General features: G+C 51.5%; 19 protein-coding genes and 2 tRNA genes. 17 read left to right on the top strand and 4 right to left on the bottom strand.

Annotation, left to right across the window (positions count from 1 at the left end; genetic code table 11):
* Positions 1-17: 17 nt before the first annotated feature.
* From moaC to L1S32_RS05330, 11 genes are all read left to right on the top strand, one after another.
* Positions 18-482, top strand: a complete 465-nt coding sequence (gene moaC, locus L1S32_RS05380) for a cyclic pyranopterin monophosphate synthase MoaC (RefSeq protein ID WP_278156789.1) — start codon at positions 18-20, stop codon at positions 480-482.
* 123 nt (positions 483-605) lie between these two features.
* Positions 606-1,196 carry a 50S ribosomal protein L15e gene (locus tag L1S32_RS05375; protein WP_278156788.1) on the top strand — a complete coding sequence of 197 codons (591 nt, stop codon included), beginning with the start codon at positions 606-608 and terminating at the stop codon, positions 1,194-1,196.
* Between the two features lie 89 nt (positions 1,197-1,285).
* Positions 1,286-1,927 (top strand): RNase P subunit p30 family protein, encoded by a 642-nt coding sequence (locus tag L1S32_RS05370; protein ID WP_278156786.1) that lies wholly within the window; start codon positions 1,286-1,288, stop codon positions 1,925-1,927.
* Complete coding sequence (locus tag L1S32_RS05365) at positions 1,924-2,406, top strand: Rpp14/Pop5 family protein (RefSeq protein WP_278156784.1); 483 nt, start codon at positions 1,924-1,926, stop codon at positions 2,404-2,406. The genes L1S32_RS05370 and L1S32_RS05365 overlap by 4 nt, the downstream gene beginning before the upstream one ends.
* Positions 2,406-3,149 (top strand): archaeal proteasome endopeptidase complex subunit alpha, encoded by a 744-nt coding sequence (gene psmA, locus L1S32_RS05360; protein ID WP_278156782.1) that lies wholly within the window; start codon positions 2,406-2,408, stop codon positions 3,147-3,149. The genes L1S32_RS05365 and psmA overlap by 1 nt, the downstream gene beginning before the upstream one ends.
* 16 nt (positions 3,150-3,165) lie before the next feature.
* Positions 3,166-3,867: a ribosome assembly factor SBDS gene (locus tag L1S32_RS05355; protein ID WP_278156780.1), complete on the top strand. Its 702-nt coding sequence runs from the start codon at positions 3,166-3,168 to the stop codon at positions 3,865-3,867.
* Between the two features lie 47 nt (positions 3,868-3,914).
* The gene (locus L1S32_RS05350; RefSeq protein ID WP_278156778.1) at positions 3,915-4,205 is read left to right on the top strand and encodes a 50S ribosomal protein L37ae; all 291 of its coding nucleotides are present in this window, start codon (positions 3,915-3,917) and stop codon (positions 4,203-4,205) included.
* A gap of 10 nt (positions 4,206-4,215) precedes the next feature.
* A complete protein-coding gene (locus L1S32_RS05345; RefSeq protein ID WP_165074561.1) occupies positions 4,216-4,347 on the top strand; it encodes a DNA-directed RNA polymerase subunit P in 132 nt (43 codons plus the stop codon).
* Positions 4,344-4,790: a hypothetical protein gene (locus L1S32_RS05340; RefSeq protein WP_278156774.1), complete on the top strand. Its 447-nt coding sequence runs from the start codon at positions 4,344-4,346 to the stop codon at positions 4,788-4,790. Before L1S32_RS05345 ends, L1S32_RS05340 begins: the two co-directional genes overlap by 4 nt.
* Complete coding sequence (locus tag L1S32_RS05335) at positions 4,762-4,980, top strand: KEOPS complex subunit Pcc1 (RefSeq protein WP_278156772.1); 219 nt, start codon at positions 4,762-4,764, stop codon at positions 4,978-4,980. Before L1S32_RS05340 ends, L1S32_RS05335 begins: the two co-directional genes overlap by 29 nt.
* The gene (locus tag L1S32_RS05330) at positions 4,977-5,339 is read left to right on the top strand and encodes a prefoldin subunit beta (protein WP_278156770.1); all 363 of its coding nucleotides are present in this window, start codon (positions 4,977-4,979) and stop codon (positions 5,337-5,339) included. Before L1S32_RS05335 ends, L1S32_RS05330 begins: the two co-directional genes overlap by 4 nt.
* Here the strand turns inward: L1S32_RS05330 and L1S32_RS05325 are convergent, their stop codons facing one another.
* Entirely contained in the window at positions 5,340-6,872 is a 1,533-nt protein-coding gene (locus L1S32_RS05325) for a 2-isopropylmalate synthase (protein ID WP_278157053.1), read from the bottom strand.
* 163 nt (positions 6,873-7,035) lie between these two features.
* Here L1S32_RS05325 and L1S32_RS05320 point away from each other — a divergent pair.
* Positions 7,036-7,142, top strand: a tRNA-Tyr gene (locus tag L1S32_RS05320).
* A 23-nt stretch (positions 7,143-7,165) separates the two neighbouring features.
* Positions 7,166-7,238, top strand: a tRNA-Asp gene (locus L1S32_RS05315).
* A 455-nt stretch (positions 7,239-7,693) separates the two neighbouring features.
* Here L1S32_RS05315 and L1S32_RS05310 read toward each other — a convergent pair.
* Complete coding sequence (locus L1S32_RS05310; RefSeq protein WP_278156768.1) at positions 7,694-9,406, bottom strand: hypothetical protein; 1,713 nt, start codon at positions 9,404-9,406, stop codon at positions 7,694-7,696.
* Positions 9,407-9,538: 132 nt separating this feature from the next.
* Here L1S32_RS05310 and L1S32_RS05305 point away from each other — a divergent pair, with 132 nt between their 5' ends.
* Complete coding sequence (locus L1S32_RS05305) at positions 9,539-10,114, top strand: HEAT repeat domain-containing protein (protein WP_278156766.1); 576 nt, start codon at positions 9,539-9,541, stop codon at positions 10,112-10,114.
* Between the two features lie 9 nt (positions 10,115-10,123).
* Positions 10,124-10,663, top strand: a complete 540-nt coding sequence (locus L1S32_RS05300; protein ID WP_278156764.1) for a hypothetical protein — start codon at positions 10,124-10,126, stop codon at positions 10,661-10,663.
* Here the strand turns inward: L1S32_RS05300 and surE are convergent.
* Positions 10,645-11,436, bottom strand: coding sequence for a 5'/3'-nucleotidase SurE (gene surE, locus L1S32_RS05295; RefSeq protein WP_278156762.1), 792 nt, complete (start codon positions 11,434-11,436; stop codon positions 10,645-10,647). The two genes, L1S32_RS05300 and surE, sit on opposite strands and share 19 nt — an antisense overlap.
* Positions 11,437-11,521: 85 nt before the next feature.
* Between surE and L1S32_RS05290 the strand changes: the two genes are divergently transcribed.
* Together L1S32_RS05290 and L1S32_RS05285 are read left to right on the top strand one after the other, a co-directional pair.
* On the top strand, positions 11,522-12,406 hold the full coding sequence (locus L1S32_RS05290; protein WP_278156761.1) for an ATP-grasp domain-containing protein: 885 nt from the start codon (positions 11,522-11,524) through the stop codon (positions 12,404-12,406).
* Positions 12,403-13,335: a hydantoinase/oxoprolinase family protein gene (locus L1S32_RS05285; protein ID WP_278156760.1), complete on the top strand. Its 933-nt coding sequence runs from the start codon at positions 12,403-12,405 to the stop codon at positions 13,333-13,335. The genes L1S32_RS05290 and L1S32_RS05285 overlap by 4 nt, the downstream gene beginning before the upstream one ends.
* Before the next feature lie 77 nt (positions 13,336-13,412).
* On the opposite strand, the gene L1S32_RS05280 is transcribed toward L1S32_RS05285, so the two are convergent.
* Entirely contained in the window at positions 13,413-14,012 is a 600-nt protein-coding gene (locus L1S32_RS05280) for a hypothetical protein (protein WP_278156758.1), read from the bottom strand.
* Positions 14,013-14,160 lie beyond the last annotated feature (148 nt).

The raw sequence follows: 14,160 nt of genomic DNA, 5'->3' as shown, positions 1-14,160 counted from the left end.
GGAGATGTGGAGATACGATGCCTGAATTTTCTCATATCAATAATGATCGTGCCTATATGGTCGATGTAACGGAGAAGGATGATGTACATCGCCTTGCCCGGGCAGAAGGCAGGATTCACCTCAGGCCGGAGACGCTTGAGGCTATCCGGTCAGGTGAGGTAATCAAGGGGAATGTGCTGGCAACAGCACGGATTGCAGCCATAATGGCGGTAAAACAGACTTCATCGCTGATTCCGATGTGCCACCCCCTTCCGGTTGGTGGTGTTGATGTGGATTTCCATGACGGGGACGGTTTCATCACGGCAGAGGTGGCGGTGAGGACCTATGGCCGGACCGGTGTGGAGATGGAGGCCCTGACTGGTGTCAGTGTGGCTCTTCTTACGATCTGGGATATGGTGAAATCCGCTGAAAAAGACGAGAACGGTCAGTATCCTGAGACATCCATTGAAGGTATCTGTGTCACCGAGAAGCGGAAGTCCTGAACTGACTACCCCAGATCTTTAATATCCAAAGGTCTAATATATAAGAACCGCCGGGTGTATACCCGCTGGAAAAAGGGATGTGGTCATCCGTTATGGGTGGCTGAACCTTCATGGTGAAAACCAATGTCAAAGTCAATGTACGCCTATGTCCGTGAGGCATGGAAAAAACCAGATGAGTCAGAAGTAAAGCAGCTTCTGTGGAACCGGATGCAGATTTGGAGACGGGAAGGCAGTGTCGTGCGTATTGAGCGCCCGACCCGCATTGACCGTGCACGCACCCTTGGATACCGTGCAAAGCAGGGTATCGTTGTGGCACGTGTCTCCGTTCGTCGTGGTGGACGGAGGAAATCCCGTTATATCCGTGGACGCCGTACAAACCGCATGGGTATGCGCAAGGCAACCATGGGTAAGAGTATCCAGCGTATTGCTGAGGAGCGCGCCTCCCGCAAGTTCCGGAACATGGAAGTGCTGAACTCATACTGGGTTGGTGAGGATGGCCGCCAGAAGTGGTATGAGGTTATTCTCGTTGACGGGCACCACCCTGCAATCGTCAATGACCCGCACCTCGGATGGATGGCAGACTCAGTCCACCGTGGCCGTGCCGAACGTGGTCAGACCAGTGCTGGTCTGAAGGGACGTGGAATGCGCAGACGTGGTAAAGGAACAGAACACACCCGTCCAAGTATCCGTTCAAACGGAAACAAAGGGAAATAACCCTTTTTCTTTTTCAGCTGATGCCGGGATACAATGCGGCAGTTTCCGGCTGACATGAATTATTCACTTCTGCCGCAGGGGCGTTTTTGATGAAGACTGCTGATGCATGTATCTATCCATACCCGGCCGGGGATGTCTCTCTCCGGAGAGTTGCCGATGAGCTTGAGCTGCGGGGTTTTACCGGAGCAATTGCTGTTGGCATTCCTGCGGGCTGTACGGTTGGAACTGTCCGCTTCCTCTCGGGAGCCGAGATTGCAGCGAATTCCGTCAAGTCCTGCAGGGATGCACTCCGGAATGCGCCAAAGACTGATGTTGTGATGGTGCATGCCGGTGATGCCGCTTTCAACCGGGCGATTCTGGGGAACATCTCTTTCCATATCCTCCGCGGCATCCAGCATACGGACAAGCGGGCGTTTGATCATGTAAGTGCCCGGATGGCTGCTGACCGGGGTATTGCTGTGGATATTGATCTCTCACGTATCATCTCAGAATCCGGCCCGCGAAGACAGCGGGCACTTGAACGGTACCGGGAAATCAGTCGTCTGTCCCGGAAATACGGGTTTATGCTGACGCTCTCATCTGGTGCGCGTTCCCTCACCGGGCTGCGGTCTGTCCGTGCGTTTACCCTTCTGGGAGCGGTTGCGGGGCTTGATGAAAGCCAGATTCGTGAGGCTCTCGCCACCCCTGCAGCACTGATGTCACCTCCCCGGTCTGTGGAGGTTCTGGAATGAAACCCCTCCCACCGACACAGCGGCCGGACTGGCGCTATATTGCTGCTGAGATGGTGCCGCAGTGGTGTCCGGCCTCAGCACGGGATATGCATTATGCCATTCTGGGGTGTGAGGCCTCCCTGTTTGGGGACAGCACAGCCGCGTCAATGCGCACCAGTGTAATCTCCTGTGACGGCGGTGTGGTCATCGTCCGCTGTATCCGGGGGACGGAACGGGATGTGGAGACCGTTCTTGCAACTGTGACTGAGGCAGGGGGTGCCCGGGTGGCACTGCACCCGTTTGCCACCTCCGGTACCATCCATGGACTAAAGAAAAAGATCCGGCCCGGTTCGTTGCCTTCTGATGAAGGAAGTTGTAAAATCGGCGAAAATACCTACCGAATTCTCAGGATTTCAGGTCAAAAGGTTGATTTAGTTCAACAGGGTATTAAACAAACAACAGCACTGTACTTAAATACAGATGATTTGGAGGATTTCTGATGCAGCCAATGCAGGCACAAATGGGATATGACAGGGCAATTACTGTGTTCAGCCCTGACGGCAGACTGTACCAGGTAGAGTATGCCCGTGAAGCAGTAAAGAGGGGGACAACCGCCGTCGGCATCAAATGCAAAGACGGAGTTGTTCTCATTGTGGATAAGCGGGTCAGCTCCCGTCTCCTTGAACAGACATCCATTGAGAAGATATTCAAGATTGACGGTCACGTTGCTGTCGCTTCCTCGGGTCTTGTCGGGGATGCACGGGCACTTGTGGACCGGGCGCGGGTGGAATGCCAGATTAATCGTGTCTCATATAATGAGTCAATCGATATCGAGACGCTCTCAAAGAAACTCTGCGATCATATGCAGACATATACACAGTTTGGCGGCGCCCGTCCGTACGGCACTGCTCTTCTGATTGCAGGTGTGAGTGATGGTATCCCCCGCCTCTTTGAGACTGATCCGTCCGGCACCCTGCTGGAATACAAGGCAACGGGAATCGGCACCGGCCGTCCGGCTGTGATGAAGGTGTTTGATGAGAAGTACAGCGATGAGATGGGATGTGCTGAATCCATTCAGCTTGGCCTTGAGGCTTTGTATGCTGCAACGGAAGGCAAATTTGACGTGGACAATGTGGAGATTGGCATCATACCTCTCGAAACCGGCATGTTCAGAAAGATGACCAAATCCGAAGTCAGTGAATATACCACCACGTTTGAGCCGGTGCAGGCTACAGAAGAGTAGGCGGTGAACCTAAGATATGATTCCGCTTGAACAGGCAGTTGTTGCACGGCTTGAGAGCCATGGAGAACGGTTTGAGATCCTCGTTGATCCTGAGATGGCCGCTGATATCCGGCATGGGGGGGATACTCCGATAGAGGATGCTGTGGCAGCACTCTTTGTCTTTGAAAACTCCTCAAAAGCTGAAAAATCACCCGATGAGATGCTGAAAAAGGTGTTCGATACGGTTGATTTTGAGACCATTGCCGAGCGTATTATCCGGAAAGGGGAGATACACCTCACCGCTGAACAGCGGAAGCGGATGACCGAGGATAAGCGGAATCAGATTGTGACATTCATCTCCCGGAATGCCATCAACCCACAGACAAAACTTCCCCATCCGCGCAAGCGCATTGAGATGGCAATGGAAGAGGCGAAGGTCAATGTGGACCCGTTCAAACATGTTGATGAACAGGTAAAGGATGTCGTAAAGGCATTGCGTCCTTTAATTCCGATTAAATTCGCTGAAATGAAATTTGCTGTAAAAATTCCTGCTGATTTTGCGCCAAAGGCGTATGGGGAAATTCACACAGCAACAACCGTTGAGCGGGAACAATGGCAGAATGACGGATCATGGATCTGTGTTGTGCGCATCCCTGCGGGTATCCAGGAGGAATTCTACTCCCTCATCAATCGTCTTACAAAAGGTGATGGTGATGTGAAGATTCTTGATCAGGATTAATAAAGGTTGAGAGTAAATATATACAGACATATCAGGGGCAATATTACATGGCTAAAAAGAGAAACCAGAGAGCAAAAGGACGTATTACAGGTAGTGCAGGCAGATTCGGTCCACGCTATGGAAGATTTATCAGAAAGCGTGTAAACGAAGTCGAGACCATTTCACGCGCGAAGCATGTCTGTCCGCGCTGTGACACGCAGGCTGTTGCCCGCAAGGGTACCGGCATCTGGGAGTGCCGCAAGTGTGGCTTCAAGTTTGCCGGTGGTGCATATGTGCCGCAGACACCAAACCTGAAGGTTGCACTTCGTACCATTGAACGTTCATTGATCAAGGAGTAGTGACTCCGTCGTGTCTGGATACAAGTGTGCCCGGTGCAAGCAGAAGGTCGAGGTGGACGTCAATGTCCGTTGTCCCTATTGTGGCCACCGAATTCTCTTTAAAGAGCGTGGGGCAGGGATAAAATCCCTCAAGGCCCGATGAAGCTTGTTACAACGTCACGGAAACCGGCTCCGGAACTGAGGACTCTGGGAAAGGATCTTGCATTTGCACTGGGGGGAAAATATTCCCCCCGTGGAAAAGCAGGGGTTGATGAAGTATTATCCTGGGGAGATACCGTTTTGGTAATCTCACGAAGGGGGAGAAAGACTCTGATTGAGACGTATTCCTCCGATGATCTCGTATCGGCAATCTTTCTCTCAGGATTTTCCGTTTCCCGCCGGGATGTACCTCTTGAAAGGGGACTTCGTACCGGCAATGAGAGGGTGTATAATGAACTGGCAGAATGCCTGGATATCACCCTTGTCGATGCCGGTGTGAATGAAATCCTGTTCCACGGAACACAGGGGAAGGGATATGTCCTCAGAATCGCAGAGAAACCACAGGGAACACAGGGCAGTGTTTCGCATCAGGACAGCGCGTCCTGATGTGGTGTATGCAGCTGCACTTCCTGAGATGGGGGATATGGGGCGTTCATGCGCCTCGCTCTTTCGGGAAGCAGATGGGAGGCTCCTTCTGTCTGTGGAAGGGGGGGATCTCTCCTCACTCAGGGCGGCAGTGAATTCATATCTTCGGATAATTATGATTGCAGAAGAGATGCAGGAAGTATTGAAATGAATGCAGTTTCACCTAAAATTCAGAATCAGATCGCAATGATCCAGCAGGTCCAGCAGCAGCTCGGGACCGTTATTCAGCAGAAAGCACAGTTTGAGATGATGGCAAAAGAGACTCGCAAGGCAGAAGCTGAGCTTGGCGGCATCTCTGATGACTCCGATGTATATGTGACCATCGGGACTGTGATGATGAAGCAGGATCGCGAGAAGGTCCTGGCTGATCTGGCAGAGAAGACTGAGACATTTGAACTCAGAATAAAATCACTTGAGAAGCAGGAAAAAGCTCTTACTACAAAGTTTGAGCAGCTCCAGGCTCAGATAAAGGGTGCGCTCGAAGGTGCCGGAGCACCTTCAGCAAACTGATCATTCCTCTTTTTTCAGTCTGTACACGAGATTAAGGGCATTTATCATCGCTTCTGCTGATGCAAGGACTATATCGTCCGATGAAGCACCTGCATCATACACCCTGCCTTTGCTGTCCTCGACAGCAATTGATACATGGCCGATGGCGTCACTCCCTCCGGAGATGGCGGATACTGAAAACTCCTTTAATGTTAGTTGTTCCGGGACAATTCCGACGACTGCTTTCATGGCAGCGTCTACCGGTCCGTTTCCAATTCTGCAGCAGGTGGTTTCCTTCCCTTCCACACTTGCCCTGACGGTGGCGGTTGCCATCACATGATTTCCGTTGATAATGGTGATGTCATGGAGGATGACGGTCTTTTCGATACCTGCCTCGCCGATTATTGTCTCTGCAATCTCAAAGAGATCGTTTTCCGTTACTTTTCTGCCGCGGTTTGAGATGTCCTTGACCCGTACGACAATCTCATCCAGTTCACTTTCTTTTGCAATGATATGTGCATCAGAGAGCATCTGTGCGACAGCATGGCGGCCGACATGTTTGCCCAGTCTCAGCCTTCTGCGGTGTCCGACCATCTCCGGCGTCATAATGCCGGGTTCGAAGGTGCTTGCTTCCGAGAGGACTCCCTGTGAATGGATGCCGCTTTCATGGGCAAAGGCATTGTCTCCCACGACGGGCTGTGTGGGGCCTACAGAGATGCCTGAGAAGCGTGAAACCATCCGTGAGGTCTCAACCAGTCTTTCCGTGCTGATCCCTGTTCTGATGCCGTATATCGACTCCAGTGCCATTACTGTCTGTGCGATATCAGCATTGCCCGCACGTTCGCCGATCCCGTTGACCGTCACCTGCACCTGGGATGCTCCCGCCTCAACGGCTGAAACGGTATTGGCGACTGCCATGCCGAAGTCATTGTGGCAGTGCACATCTATCGGGCAGGCGATGGTCTCATGCAGTGAGGATACGAGTGCTCTCATAGATGACGGGGAAGCTACTCCTACGGTGTCGGGGACGTTGATGATCGTTGCCCCTGCGTTCACTGCCGTCCGGTATGCTTCAGTGAGTTCGGTTATCCCGGTACGTGTCGCATCCATCGCCGAGAACATCACCTGGTCTGCATGACTGCGGGCAAACCGGATCATTGACTCTGTGATGGAAATGACCTCTTCGTGGGTTTTTTTGATGGTGTGCACTCGCTGCACTTCTGAGGTCGGAATAAAGACATGGATCATGTCCACTCCGCAGTCGGCACATGCCTCTATGTCTGATTGCGTTGCCCGTGCGAGACCGCAGATGATGCTCTCCAGTCCCTCTGATACGATATCTTTTACAAACCCTTTCTCATCAGCAGACGATGCAGGAAATCCTGCCTCGATGACGTGGACGCCGATGTCTGAAAGCTGATGGGCGATGCTAATCTTTTCATCACGGGTAAATGACACGCCTGGTGTCTGTTCACCATCCCTGAGGGTGGTGTCAAAAACGGTTACTCTATTCTGATTGCGTTTCTGATCGCCGAAGAAGGCGACCTGCCGCATCTCCTGCGACTGTCCTGGTCTCGTATTGTTTCTGAGACATGATCTAACCATATGTCCGGCGCGGATATAATGGTTGGTGCTGGTGCGTAGACCTCGTTTCAGAAGCAAATCACAAACTTTAAGTCAAACAGAGTCCTATATTGTAGAGCACCACGGCGCAATGCCCGCCTTAACTCAGACTGGTAGAGTGCGCGGCTGTAGTTTAGTTTGCCGGTTGACGGTAACTGCGCGGCTACCGCGATGTCCCCGGTTCGACTCCGGGAGGCGGGACTTGTCCTTTGTGTGTGCGAAATGCCCAGGTAGTGTAGGGGCCTATCATGCAGCCCTGTCACGGCTGCGACACGGATTCGAATTCCGTCCTGGGCGTAACCGTTTTTTGGTACGTTCTGTAAATCAGTGTCTGTTTTTCTCCCTGTCGGGTTGGTCTGTCCACATTGTTTTGCTCTGATGATTCCGTTATTTCCTGTTTGGATACGGGAACGATGCCCGATGCAGGATTACGTGATGATACGGGGATTCGAGAACCCCGGGTGCCCGCGGTCTTTTTTATCTGAAAGGATATCTCTCTGCCTCTCTGTTATCATTTTAGGTAACGCCTCCCGTCAAAGACCGTATCAGGAGAGGGCAAAACAATTTGAAAAGGATTCAACCTGGTCCTTTTCAGGTGATCATTTGTCATTGGCCCCTTTGAATCCAGCTCTTTCTTCATGCTTAGGGTGTATGGCAGGGGAGCTGAAACTCCTGTGACTGACCGCTGCTGCTATGCTTCCTTCAGGAGTGCAGGTTTAAGGTAGAAAAAAAAGGTGTCACTGATTGGGTGGTTAATACGGCACCATGTGCCATACTGCTACTTCACTGCCAAGGTCAAGCTTCAGGTATGCCTTTGCGGGATCAAAGTCCTGTGGGACCAGGAAGATCAGCACACCCTCAAATTCTCCCTTTCGGTCCAGTTTCACCGAGTAGTAAGGGTAACCAATCGGGTCGATATAGGTTGTTTCATCCAGCGTCCGCCCGACATATGGCGAGGGCGTGAGGTCTGAGTACTCCTCTCCATTGTAGATGATGGCGAAATCCTTCGTTGCTGGTGTGGTTATGCGTGAGGATCCACTTCCGCGGTATCCGAGGTGGTGGAACTCCACAACAGGGAATATATACTTGTATCCATATCCTGCAACATTTCTCTCTTTATTCCCGTCCTGTATCAGGGTGTACATATTGGTACAGCTGAATGAACTGAGCTTGGCTGAGATATCGTTTCTCTTACTGCTGTCCTGGTATTCGTAATTTTCATACATATATTTCGCATCGGGGAAGATACGCCCGTTGGGCAGATCAAAAACATCCGTTTCGATGGTTTCCATATCCAGTGCAGCAAGTGCATCGTTATTGTTTGCAAAACCCTGCTGGACATAGTTATTACCTGTTTTGACGGGTTCAGTCTCGGTAAATGTCGCACCATACCAGAAATAGGTCCCTGCATATTGATAATTTCTCATGCCTTCCAGGAAATTGTCTGCCACGTCCGTGTACTGGGGGGGGATCGGAATCTGTGTTATCTCATCTTCAATCTCTGCTGCACGGTTTATCATATCTTTTGAGGCATCTGCCATCCCGCGGAAATCTGAATCAGCTGAATACGTGGAAATTAACTGGATCTGATTCTGCATCTCAGTACTGTATCGCCCGAGAAGGTCTTTTAGGTCATCTTTGGATATGTAGAGTTTGTATTCGTCGGTCACGCCACCAGATGCTGCTGCATCTGAGGAGAGGCTATTGATTCCCCTGGACGCCGGAAGGGCCGTGTCGATGTTTTCATAAGGGGCAATATCTGCGGATTTGTCTATGGTCACTGCGGACCAGGCAGACAGGGGCAGATATGTATCTTCTGTCCAGTCTCTGCTGAATGCTTCTGCTTCCTTAGCAGTGAGGGATACCTGAAACCGCGGTGACTGTTTGCCGTCAGTCATATAGGAGATAGTAACATATCCGGTATCCTTGCCTGTTGTGCTGCCGTATATTTCATATGCAATGACGGAGGCATCAGTCAGATGTCCCCAGTAGGTGTTTTCCAGCACACCCGGTGAACTGTTATAGACTATCGATGCCTTTACTCCTTTCTCCCGGCCAAGGAATGAGGGTTCTGCAAAATCAGGGTCTGTCAGCAGGTCAAACGTTTCAATCTTATAGGTTTCCATCCCTGCTCCTGCTCCGGAAAAATGTTCTGCTGCCTCGAGGAATGAATTTAAGACAGCTTCCTCATACTCTGAAGAATTTCCGTTCCCATTGGACAGGACTGTCCCTTCCACCTTGGGGATCCGCTGAATATCCTCTGCGGTAATCTCAACTTCTGCAGGCCGTGTCAGATTTGAGATGATGTAAGAAATCGGTTCACCTGGATCTGATGAAATTTCTTCATTGGTAGAATTATTAAACAGTGCAATCCCTGCTTTGCCCTCGATCGCAAGACCCAAAAAGATGAGGACTGCAATCACTGCAAATATTGCACCAATCTGCGTTAATTTTTGCCCGTTCATTTGCGACACTCCAGTATATAGTATTCGGGTGACCTCTGGATAATATTGGGGAAATAAATATATAGGGATGATGTTTGTCCCTACAGGAACCAAGGTCTTTTGTCCGTAATTGATCAAATGGTATCTGTATACATGATTCCGGAAATGCCTGTCGGCACTCTCATAGCAGATCTGCTCTCTGAAGATGATACTCTCAGGATATCGGCTGAATCCACTTTGAAGGATTTATCTCCCGAAGCAGTGCTCCCGGAGATTTCTGCTCTGCTGCGTTCACATGAAAAACGCATCCGAAATCGGGGGATGGAACTATTCTGTTGCATGGGGTGTGTGTCTGTCCCCTCACTTTCTGTGCTCCTCAGCGATGATGAATGGACGGTCCGCTACCGTGCTGCAGAATCCCTTGGCATTATCGGGGGCGATGCCGCATGTGCCCTTCTTGTACCCGTCCTGCAGGACGAAAGGGACCATGTGAGATATATGGCCGCAAAAGGCTTGGGTCTCTCGGCATACATACAATCTGCTGATGCGGTGGCATGCCTCCTGAACGATGAGAATGAGTTTGTTCGTGCATCGGCCGCCCGTGCCCTGGGGCTGATGAATCTTGCGGCATATGCACCCGCCATTGAATGTGCACTGGCGTGTGAAGAATACGAAAAGACCCGTGATGTGATGGCAGAGGCTCTGGTATGTCTTGGCAGGACAAGATAGGCGTGTTGTATGAGTCCTGAATCACCTGAAATGCGTGGGTGGGTCCTTGCGGGTCTTACTGGCCTGATCCTTTGTGTGCCTGTATCTGTCTATGTCATCGGGTCGATGCTGGGTGCCGGGGTGCAGTTTCCTCTCTTCCGGTACCAGAATACATATATGGGTACGAATGTTATCACGATCGTTCGTGACCTTCAGTATGTACTGGAAGGGACTATATCCGGCAGAAGTGCGCTGATGCCCGTATTTTGGGCTGCAGGAATTTTTTCAGGGATTGCCGGGCTTGTATCTGTAGCCGTCGGGCCCCGGATGCATGGGCTCTATTCTCCCCGCAGGGGTGGAATCTGTATCATGGGTGCCGGATTACTTTATCTCGTAGCTCTCATTGCCCAATATGGGCCCACCTTTTCATCGAGCGGAGGGTTTGCTGTCCCTGTCGGTGTCCCGGTGATCGCCGCGGCAGGCTGGCTTGTATGGTCAGGCACCCTCTTCCCGGATGCCGGTGAAACAGATGAATGTGGACCTGAAAAATCTCAGGACAATTCATCATAAAACAGTTTTTCAAGGCCGGTTTTTCCTGAATACGCGGTGCAGTCCAAGGTGATGGGAGTGATTGAAATGCGTCCCTCATGGACCGCGTGGACGTCAGTGCCCTCCTCCGCATCCGAACAGAGGGGTCCGTTGATCCAGTAATACGGGCGTCCCCGCGGGTCGGCGCGTTCTTCGACACCGGTAAAGAAGAGTTTCTCTGCAAGATGGGTGATCTCGTATCCGCCTTTGACCCTCGCCGGGATATTAACGTTTATGACATCCGTGCTCTGGGGGAACCCGTCTTTCAGGAGCCGTGTGCAGATGTCTGTGATTGCCGTTTTTGCGGCTCCAAAATTCTGTTCGGAATACCGCGGGTCGTCGAATTTCTTACCCTGATCCTCTACTTCCAGAGAGAAGGCAATGGACGGGACACCCTGGTTGGATGCCTCCAGTGCTGCCCCGACGGTTCCTGATGTCATGATGGATTCATAGGAGAGGTTTTCCCCGATATTGATGCCGCTTACTACCAGATCAGGCTTCAGGTTGAGTGAATAGATACCAATGATCACTGCATCTGTCGGTTTTCCGCCGACTGAGTAGGCCTCAGTGGTGTGCATCGGTATTTTTGTGACCCTGATTGGTTCAAAGATTGATATGGAGCGCCCGACTGCACTCTGCTGGGTTGAGGGGGCCACAACGGTTACATCTGCAAAAGGGGTGAGTGCATCATAGGCTGCCCACAGGCCTTCTGATGTGACACCATCATCGTTTGTGAGGAGTATTTTTGGTCTCATTTGTCTGGATGAAAATGAGGTATTGTGGCTACAAAAAGAGATCGATCGGCACTCTCTTCTTTTCCGGGGACGCATACTGTATACAATGCTGGCACTTCTCGCAGAGTATACGGTATTTCATAATCCTGCACTTGCACCGGAAGGAAATGCAATGCTCTCTGTCTTAAAAGAGAGTTTTCTCCGGTCGGGATATGACGTGATAACCCCGGAATCCGGGGATTTTGAAGCAGAGCTCAGGCGCCTCTCCCCGCTTGCCGATGTGGGGCTCGTTATTGCGCCGGACCATCTGCTCGGAAAATATTCAAAGATTATTGAAGAAAACTGCCATACCATCGGCTGCGGCAGCCTCAACTGCGCTCTTTGCTCAAATAAGCCGCATGCAGGAGCTATTCTTACTGCACAGGGTATTGCTGTGCCAAAGGATGTCACAGAAGGTATCCGTGTGATAAAGGAAAAGAAGGGGGCCGGTGCTCTGAATATGCGTATTGCCGATGAAGAGCCCGGACCCGGTGAATTTGGTCAGGAGTTCATCGAAGGCGAGCACATGAGTGTAAGCCTTGTCATAGGCCGGTATGTGGGGGATGCATGCTCATTCTACAGCGGGCGTCCACCGCTGGTACTTTCCCTGAACCGCCAGTATATCCGTTTTGATGACGGGCTGGTGGTTTTTGAGGGCGGTGAGGTTGGCGTGGATCATCCCCGCAGGGATGAGATCATTGCAACGGCAATTAAAGCGGCCACGGTCCTTGGCTGTCAGGGCTATGCAGGTGTTGATGTAATCGTTGGTGATCAGGTCTACGTCGTTGATGTCAATCCCCGGCCCACTTCAAGTCTGACCGGTATCGCTGCGGTGATGGAAGAGGAGATCGCTGACATACTTGTGGCTGCATCGAAAGGGGATGTACCCGAATCTGTCCGTCTCACGGGAAAGGCACGGTATGACAAGAACGGGACGGTGACGGTGCTGTGATCGGCATTGATGTTGGTGGAGCAAACCTGAAGATCGTGGACGGGGATGACGTCATCATTCATTACTGCCCCCTCTGGCAGGAATCGCCGATTACAAAACTGCTGAAGCCCTATGCGGGGCGAAAGGCTGCGGTGGTGATGAGCGGGGAGCTTGCGGATGGCTTTTCCTCCAAGGAGGCAGGTATTGCCTTTATCGTCAATGCGGTCCGTGCTGCCATCCCGGATGCCCGGTTCTACGGGACTGACGGGGCGTTTCATACCGAACCCTGCATGTCTCTTGCGGCAGCCAACTGGCTGGCATCAGCAGATTATCTGCGGACCCGATTCCCTGAATCGGTCTTTGTCGATATGGGAAGCACCACAACAGACATCATTCCCCTCTCGCCGTTTGACCGCCTGTTATCCCTGCGTGATCTCGACAGACTGCAGCAGGGTATGCTGGTCTATACCGGCCTGCTGCGGGCACCTGTCGCATCGCTGTTGCGGGAGGTCTGTCTGGACGGAGGTGCCACACGCACACTGGTCGCAAACGAACTCTTTGCCATCAGCGCTGATGTACATCTCGTGATGGGGCATATCAGCAAGGTCAATTATGCAGTGCCCACACCGGATGGTGCGGGTGTCATGATTACCGAGTCTTTGCAGCGGCTTTCACGGATGGTCTGTTCCGATCTTTCAGAGATCGGGGAGGAGAATGCGCGTGCAGTGGCTGCTGCATTCTGGGATGAACAGCGGTCAGTTATTGAAGCGGAGATCATGCGCGTCTCAGGCAGTGGGACAATGCCGGATCTGATCTGTGCCGGCATCGGGTCAGCACTTCTTGCAGAGACATTTGGCGGCAGAAATCTGTCGGATATCTTTGGGATTATGACGGATGCATTTCCCGCATTTGCTGTGCGGGAGGTGGCAAAACGAGACGCAGAAGCCTGAGCATTCTTCTGCTTGCAGGCTCGCTTGCGGTTACCCTGGGGTGTTATATCGCTGGATATCCGTTTTTCTTCTTTCTCTTATTTATTCCGCTGATTCCGTTTGCCACTCCCTCCCATCGAAAAAAGAAATGCCCGTGCTGCGGGTGGGAGACCACCGGGGCCGAAGACTTCTGCCCCTGGGACGGATCCGCTCTCCTTCCCCCTGAATGACTGTTCGTTCATGTTAAGGATGGAGATCGGAATCGGCACGCCATACATCTCAATTACATCGGGTGGCGGAAATGAGCGCTGTGCATAATTTCTGAGTGTCCCCCTGTCAACCACAATTTCAAGAGCTGCAAGGATACGGGCGGCATGATGATAGGGGTGTTTTTCAATGAGGGCATTGCAGAGATCAACGATGGGTATTCCCAATCGTGTATCAGGATAAAACGGCGATTCTGCATAACAGAGTCTTCCGCATTGCTCGCAATGATAGCGTTTTACAAATACATGGACCGTCTTTTTTCCATTTTTGGTTCGGATAGTTGCAAACCGTTTGCGGCGCATGTCATGCCCCTTCACCGGTCCGCCGCAGTATGAACAGGCATCAAGACTGGTAAAGGTAATGCCTTCAACTGACAGTATCGCTGATGAGACGAGATCTCTGAGCATTGAAGGGATCTGAACCGTGCGCATCTACACTTATCTCCTGTCGGGATAATTACCTGCAAATATTTCTTAAGGGTATGCATTTTCTTTCTCCGGTAAGGGAGTGTCTATGATTTCAGGCATGTAAAGTGGGCTTTCTTTTCTGTCTGGTTTATTATGCATTAAAAAAAGAGGA

Source organism: Methanogenium sp. S4BF (genome assembly GCF_029633965.1).
Taxonomy (GTDB): Archaea; Halobacteriota; Methanomicrobia; order Methanomicrobiales; family Methanomicrobiaceae; genus Methanogenium.
Note: the sequence above shows the minus strand (reverse complement) of the source record. Positions and strands in the feature narration are given on the sequence as shown.

What these genes read in the sequence shown, in the direction of transcription:
- L1S32_RS05355 (WP_278156780.1), top strand. Translation starts at nt 3,166, where the DNA reads ATGATTCCGCTTGAACAGGCAGTTGTTGCACGGCTTGAGAGCCATGGA.
- L1S32_RS05300 (WP_278156764.1), top strand. Translation starts at nt 10,124, where the DNA reads ATGAGTCCTGAATCACCTGAAATGCGTGGGTGGGTCCTTGCGGGTCTT.
- L1S32_RS05325 (WP_278157053.1), bottom strand. Translation starts at nt 6,872, where the DNA reads ATGCGGCAGGTCGCCTTCTTCGGCGATCAGAAACGCAATCAGAATAGA.
- L1S32_RS05340 (WP_278156774.1), top strand. Translation starts at nt 4,344, where the DNA reads ATGAAGCTTGTTACAACGTCACGGAAACCGGCTCCGGAACTGAGGACT.
- L1S32_RS05350 (WP_278156778.1), top strand. Translation starts at nt 3,915, where the DNA reads ATGGCTAAAAAGAGAAACCAGAGAGCAAAAGGACGTATTACAGGTAGT.
- L1S32_RS05375 (WP_278156788.1), top strand. Translation starts at nt 606, where the DNA reads ATGTCAAAGTCAATGTACGCCTATGTCCGTGAGGCATGGAAAAAACCA.
- surE (WP_278156762.1), bottom strand. Translation starts at nt 11,436, where the DNA reads ATGAGACCAAAAATACTCCTCACAAACGATGATGGTGTCACATCAGAA.
- psmA (WP_278156782.1), top strand. Translation starts at nt 2,406, where the DNA reads ATGCAGCCAATGCAGGCACAAATGGGATATGACAGGGCAATTACTGTG.
- L1S32_RS05370 (WP_278156786.1), top strand. Translation starts at nt 1,286, where the DNA reads ATGAAGACTGCTGATGCATGTATCTATCCATACCCGGCCGGGGATGTC.
- L1S32_RS05330 (WP_278156770.1), top strand. Translation starts at nt 4,977, where the DNA reads ATGAATGCAGTTTCACCTAAAATTCAGAATCAGATCGCAATGATCCAG.
- L1S32_RS05280 (WP_278156758.1), bottom strand. Translation starts at nt 14,012, where the DNA reads ATGCGCACGGTTCAGATCCCTTCAATGCTCAGAGATCTCGTCTCATCA.
- L1S32_RS05310 (WP_278156768.1), bottom strand. Translation starts at nt 9,406, where the DNA reads ATGAACGGGCAAAAATTAACGCAGATTGGTGCAATATTTGCAGTGATT.
- L1S32_RS05290 (WP_278156761.1), top strand. Translation starts at nt 11,522, where the DNA reads ATGCTGGCACTTCTCGCAGAGTATACGGTATTTCATAATCCTGCACTT.
- moaC (WP_278156789.1), top strand. Translation starts at nt 18, where the DNA reads ATGCCTGAATTTTCTCATATCAATAATGATCGTGCCTATATGGTCGAT.
- L1S32_RS05305 (WP_278156766.1), top strand. Translation starts at nt 9,539, where the DNA reads ATGATTCCGGAAATGCCTGTCGGCACTCTCATAGCAGATCTGCTCTCT.
- L1S32_RS05365 (WP_278156784.1), top strand. Translation starts at nt 1,924, where the DNA reads ATGAAACCCCTCCCACCGACACAGCGGCCGGACTGGCGCTATATTGCT.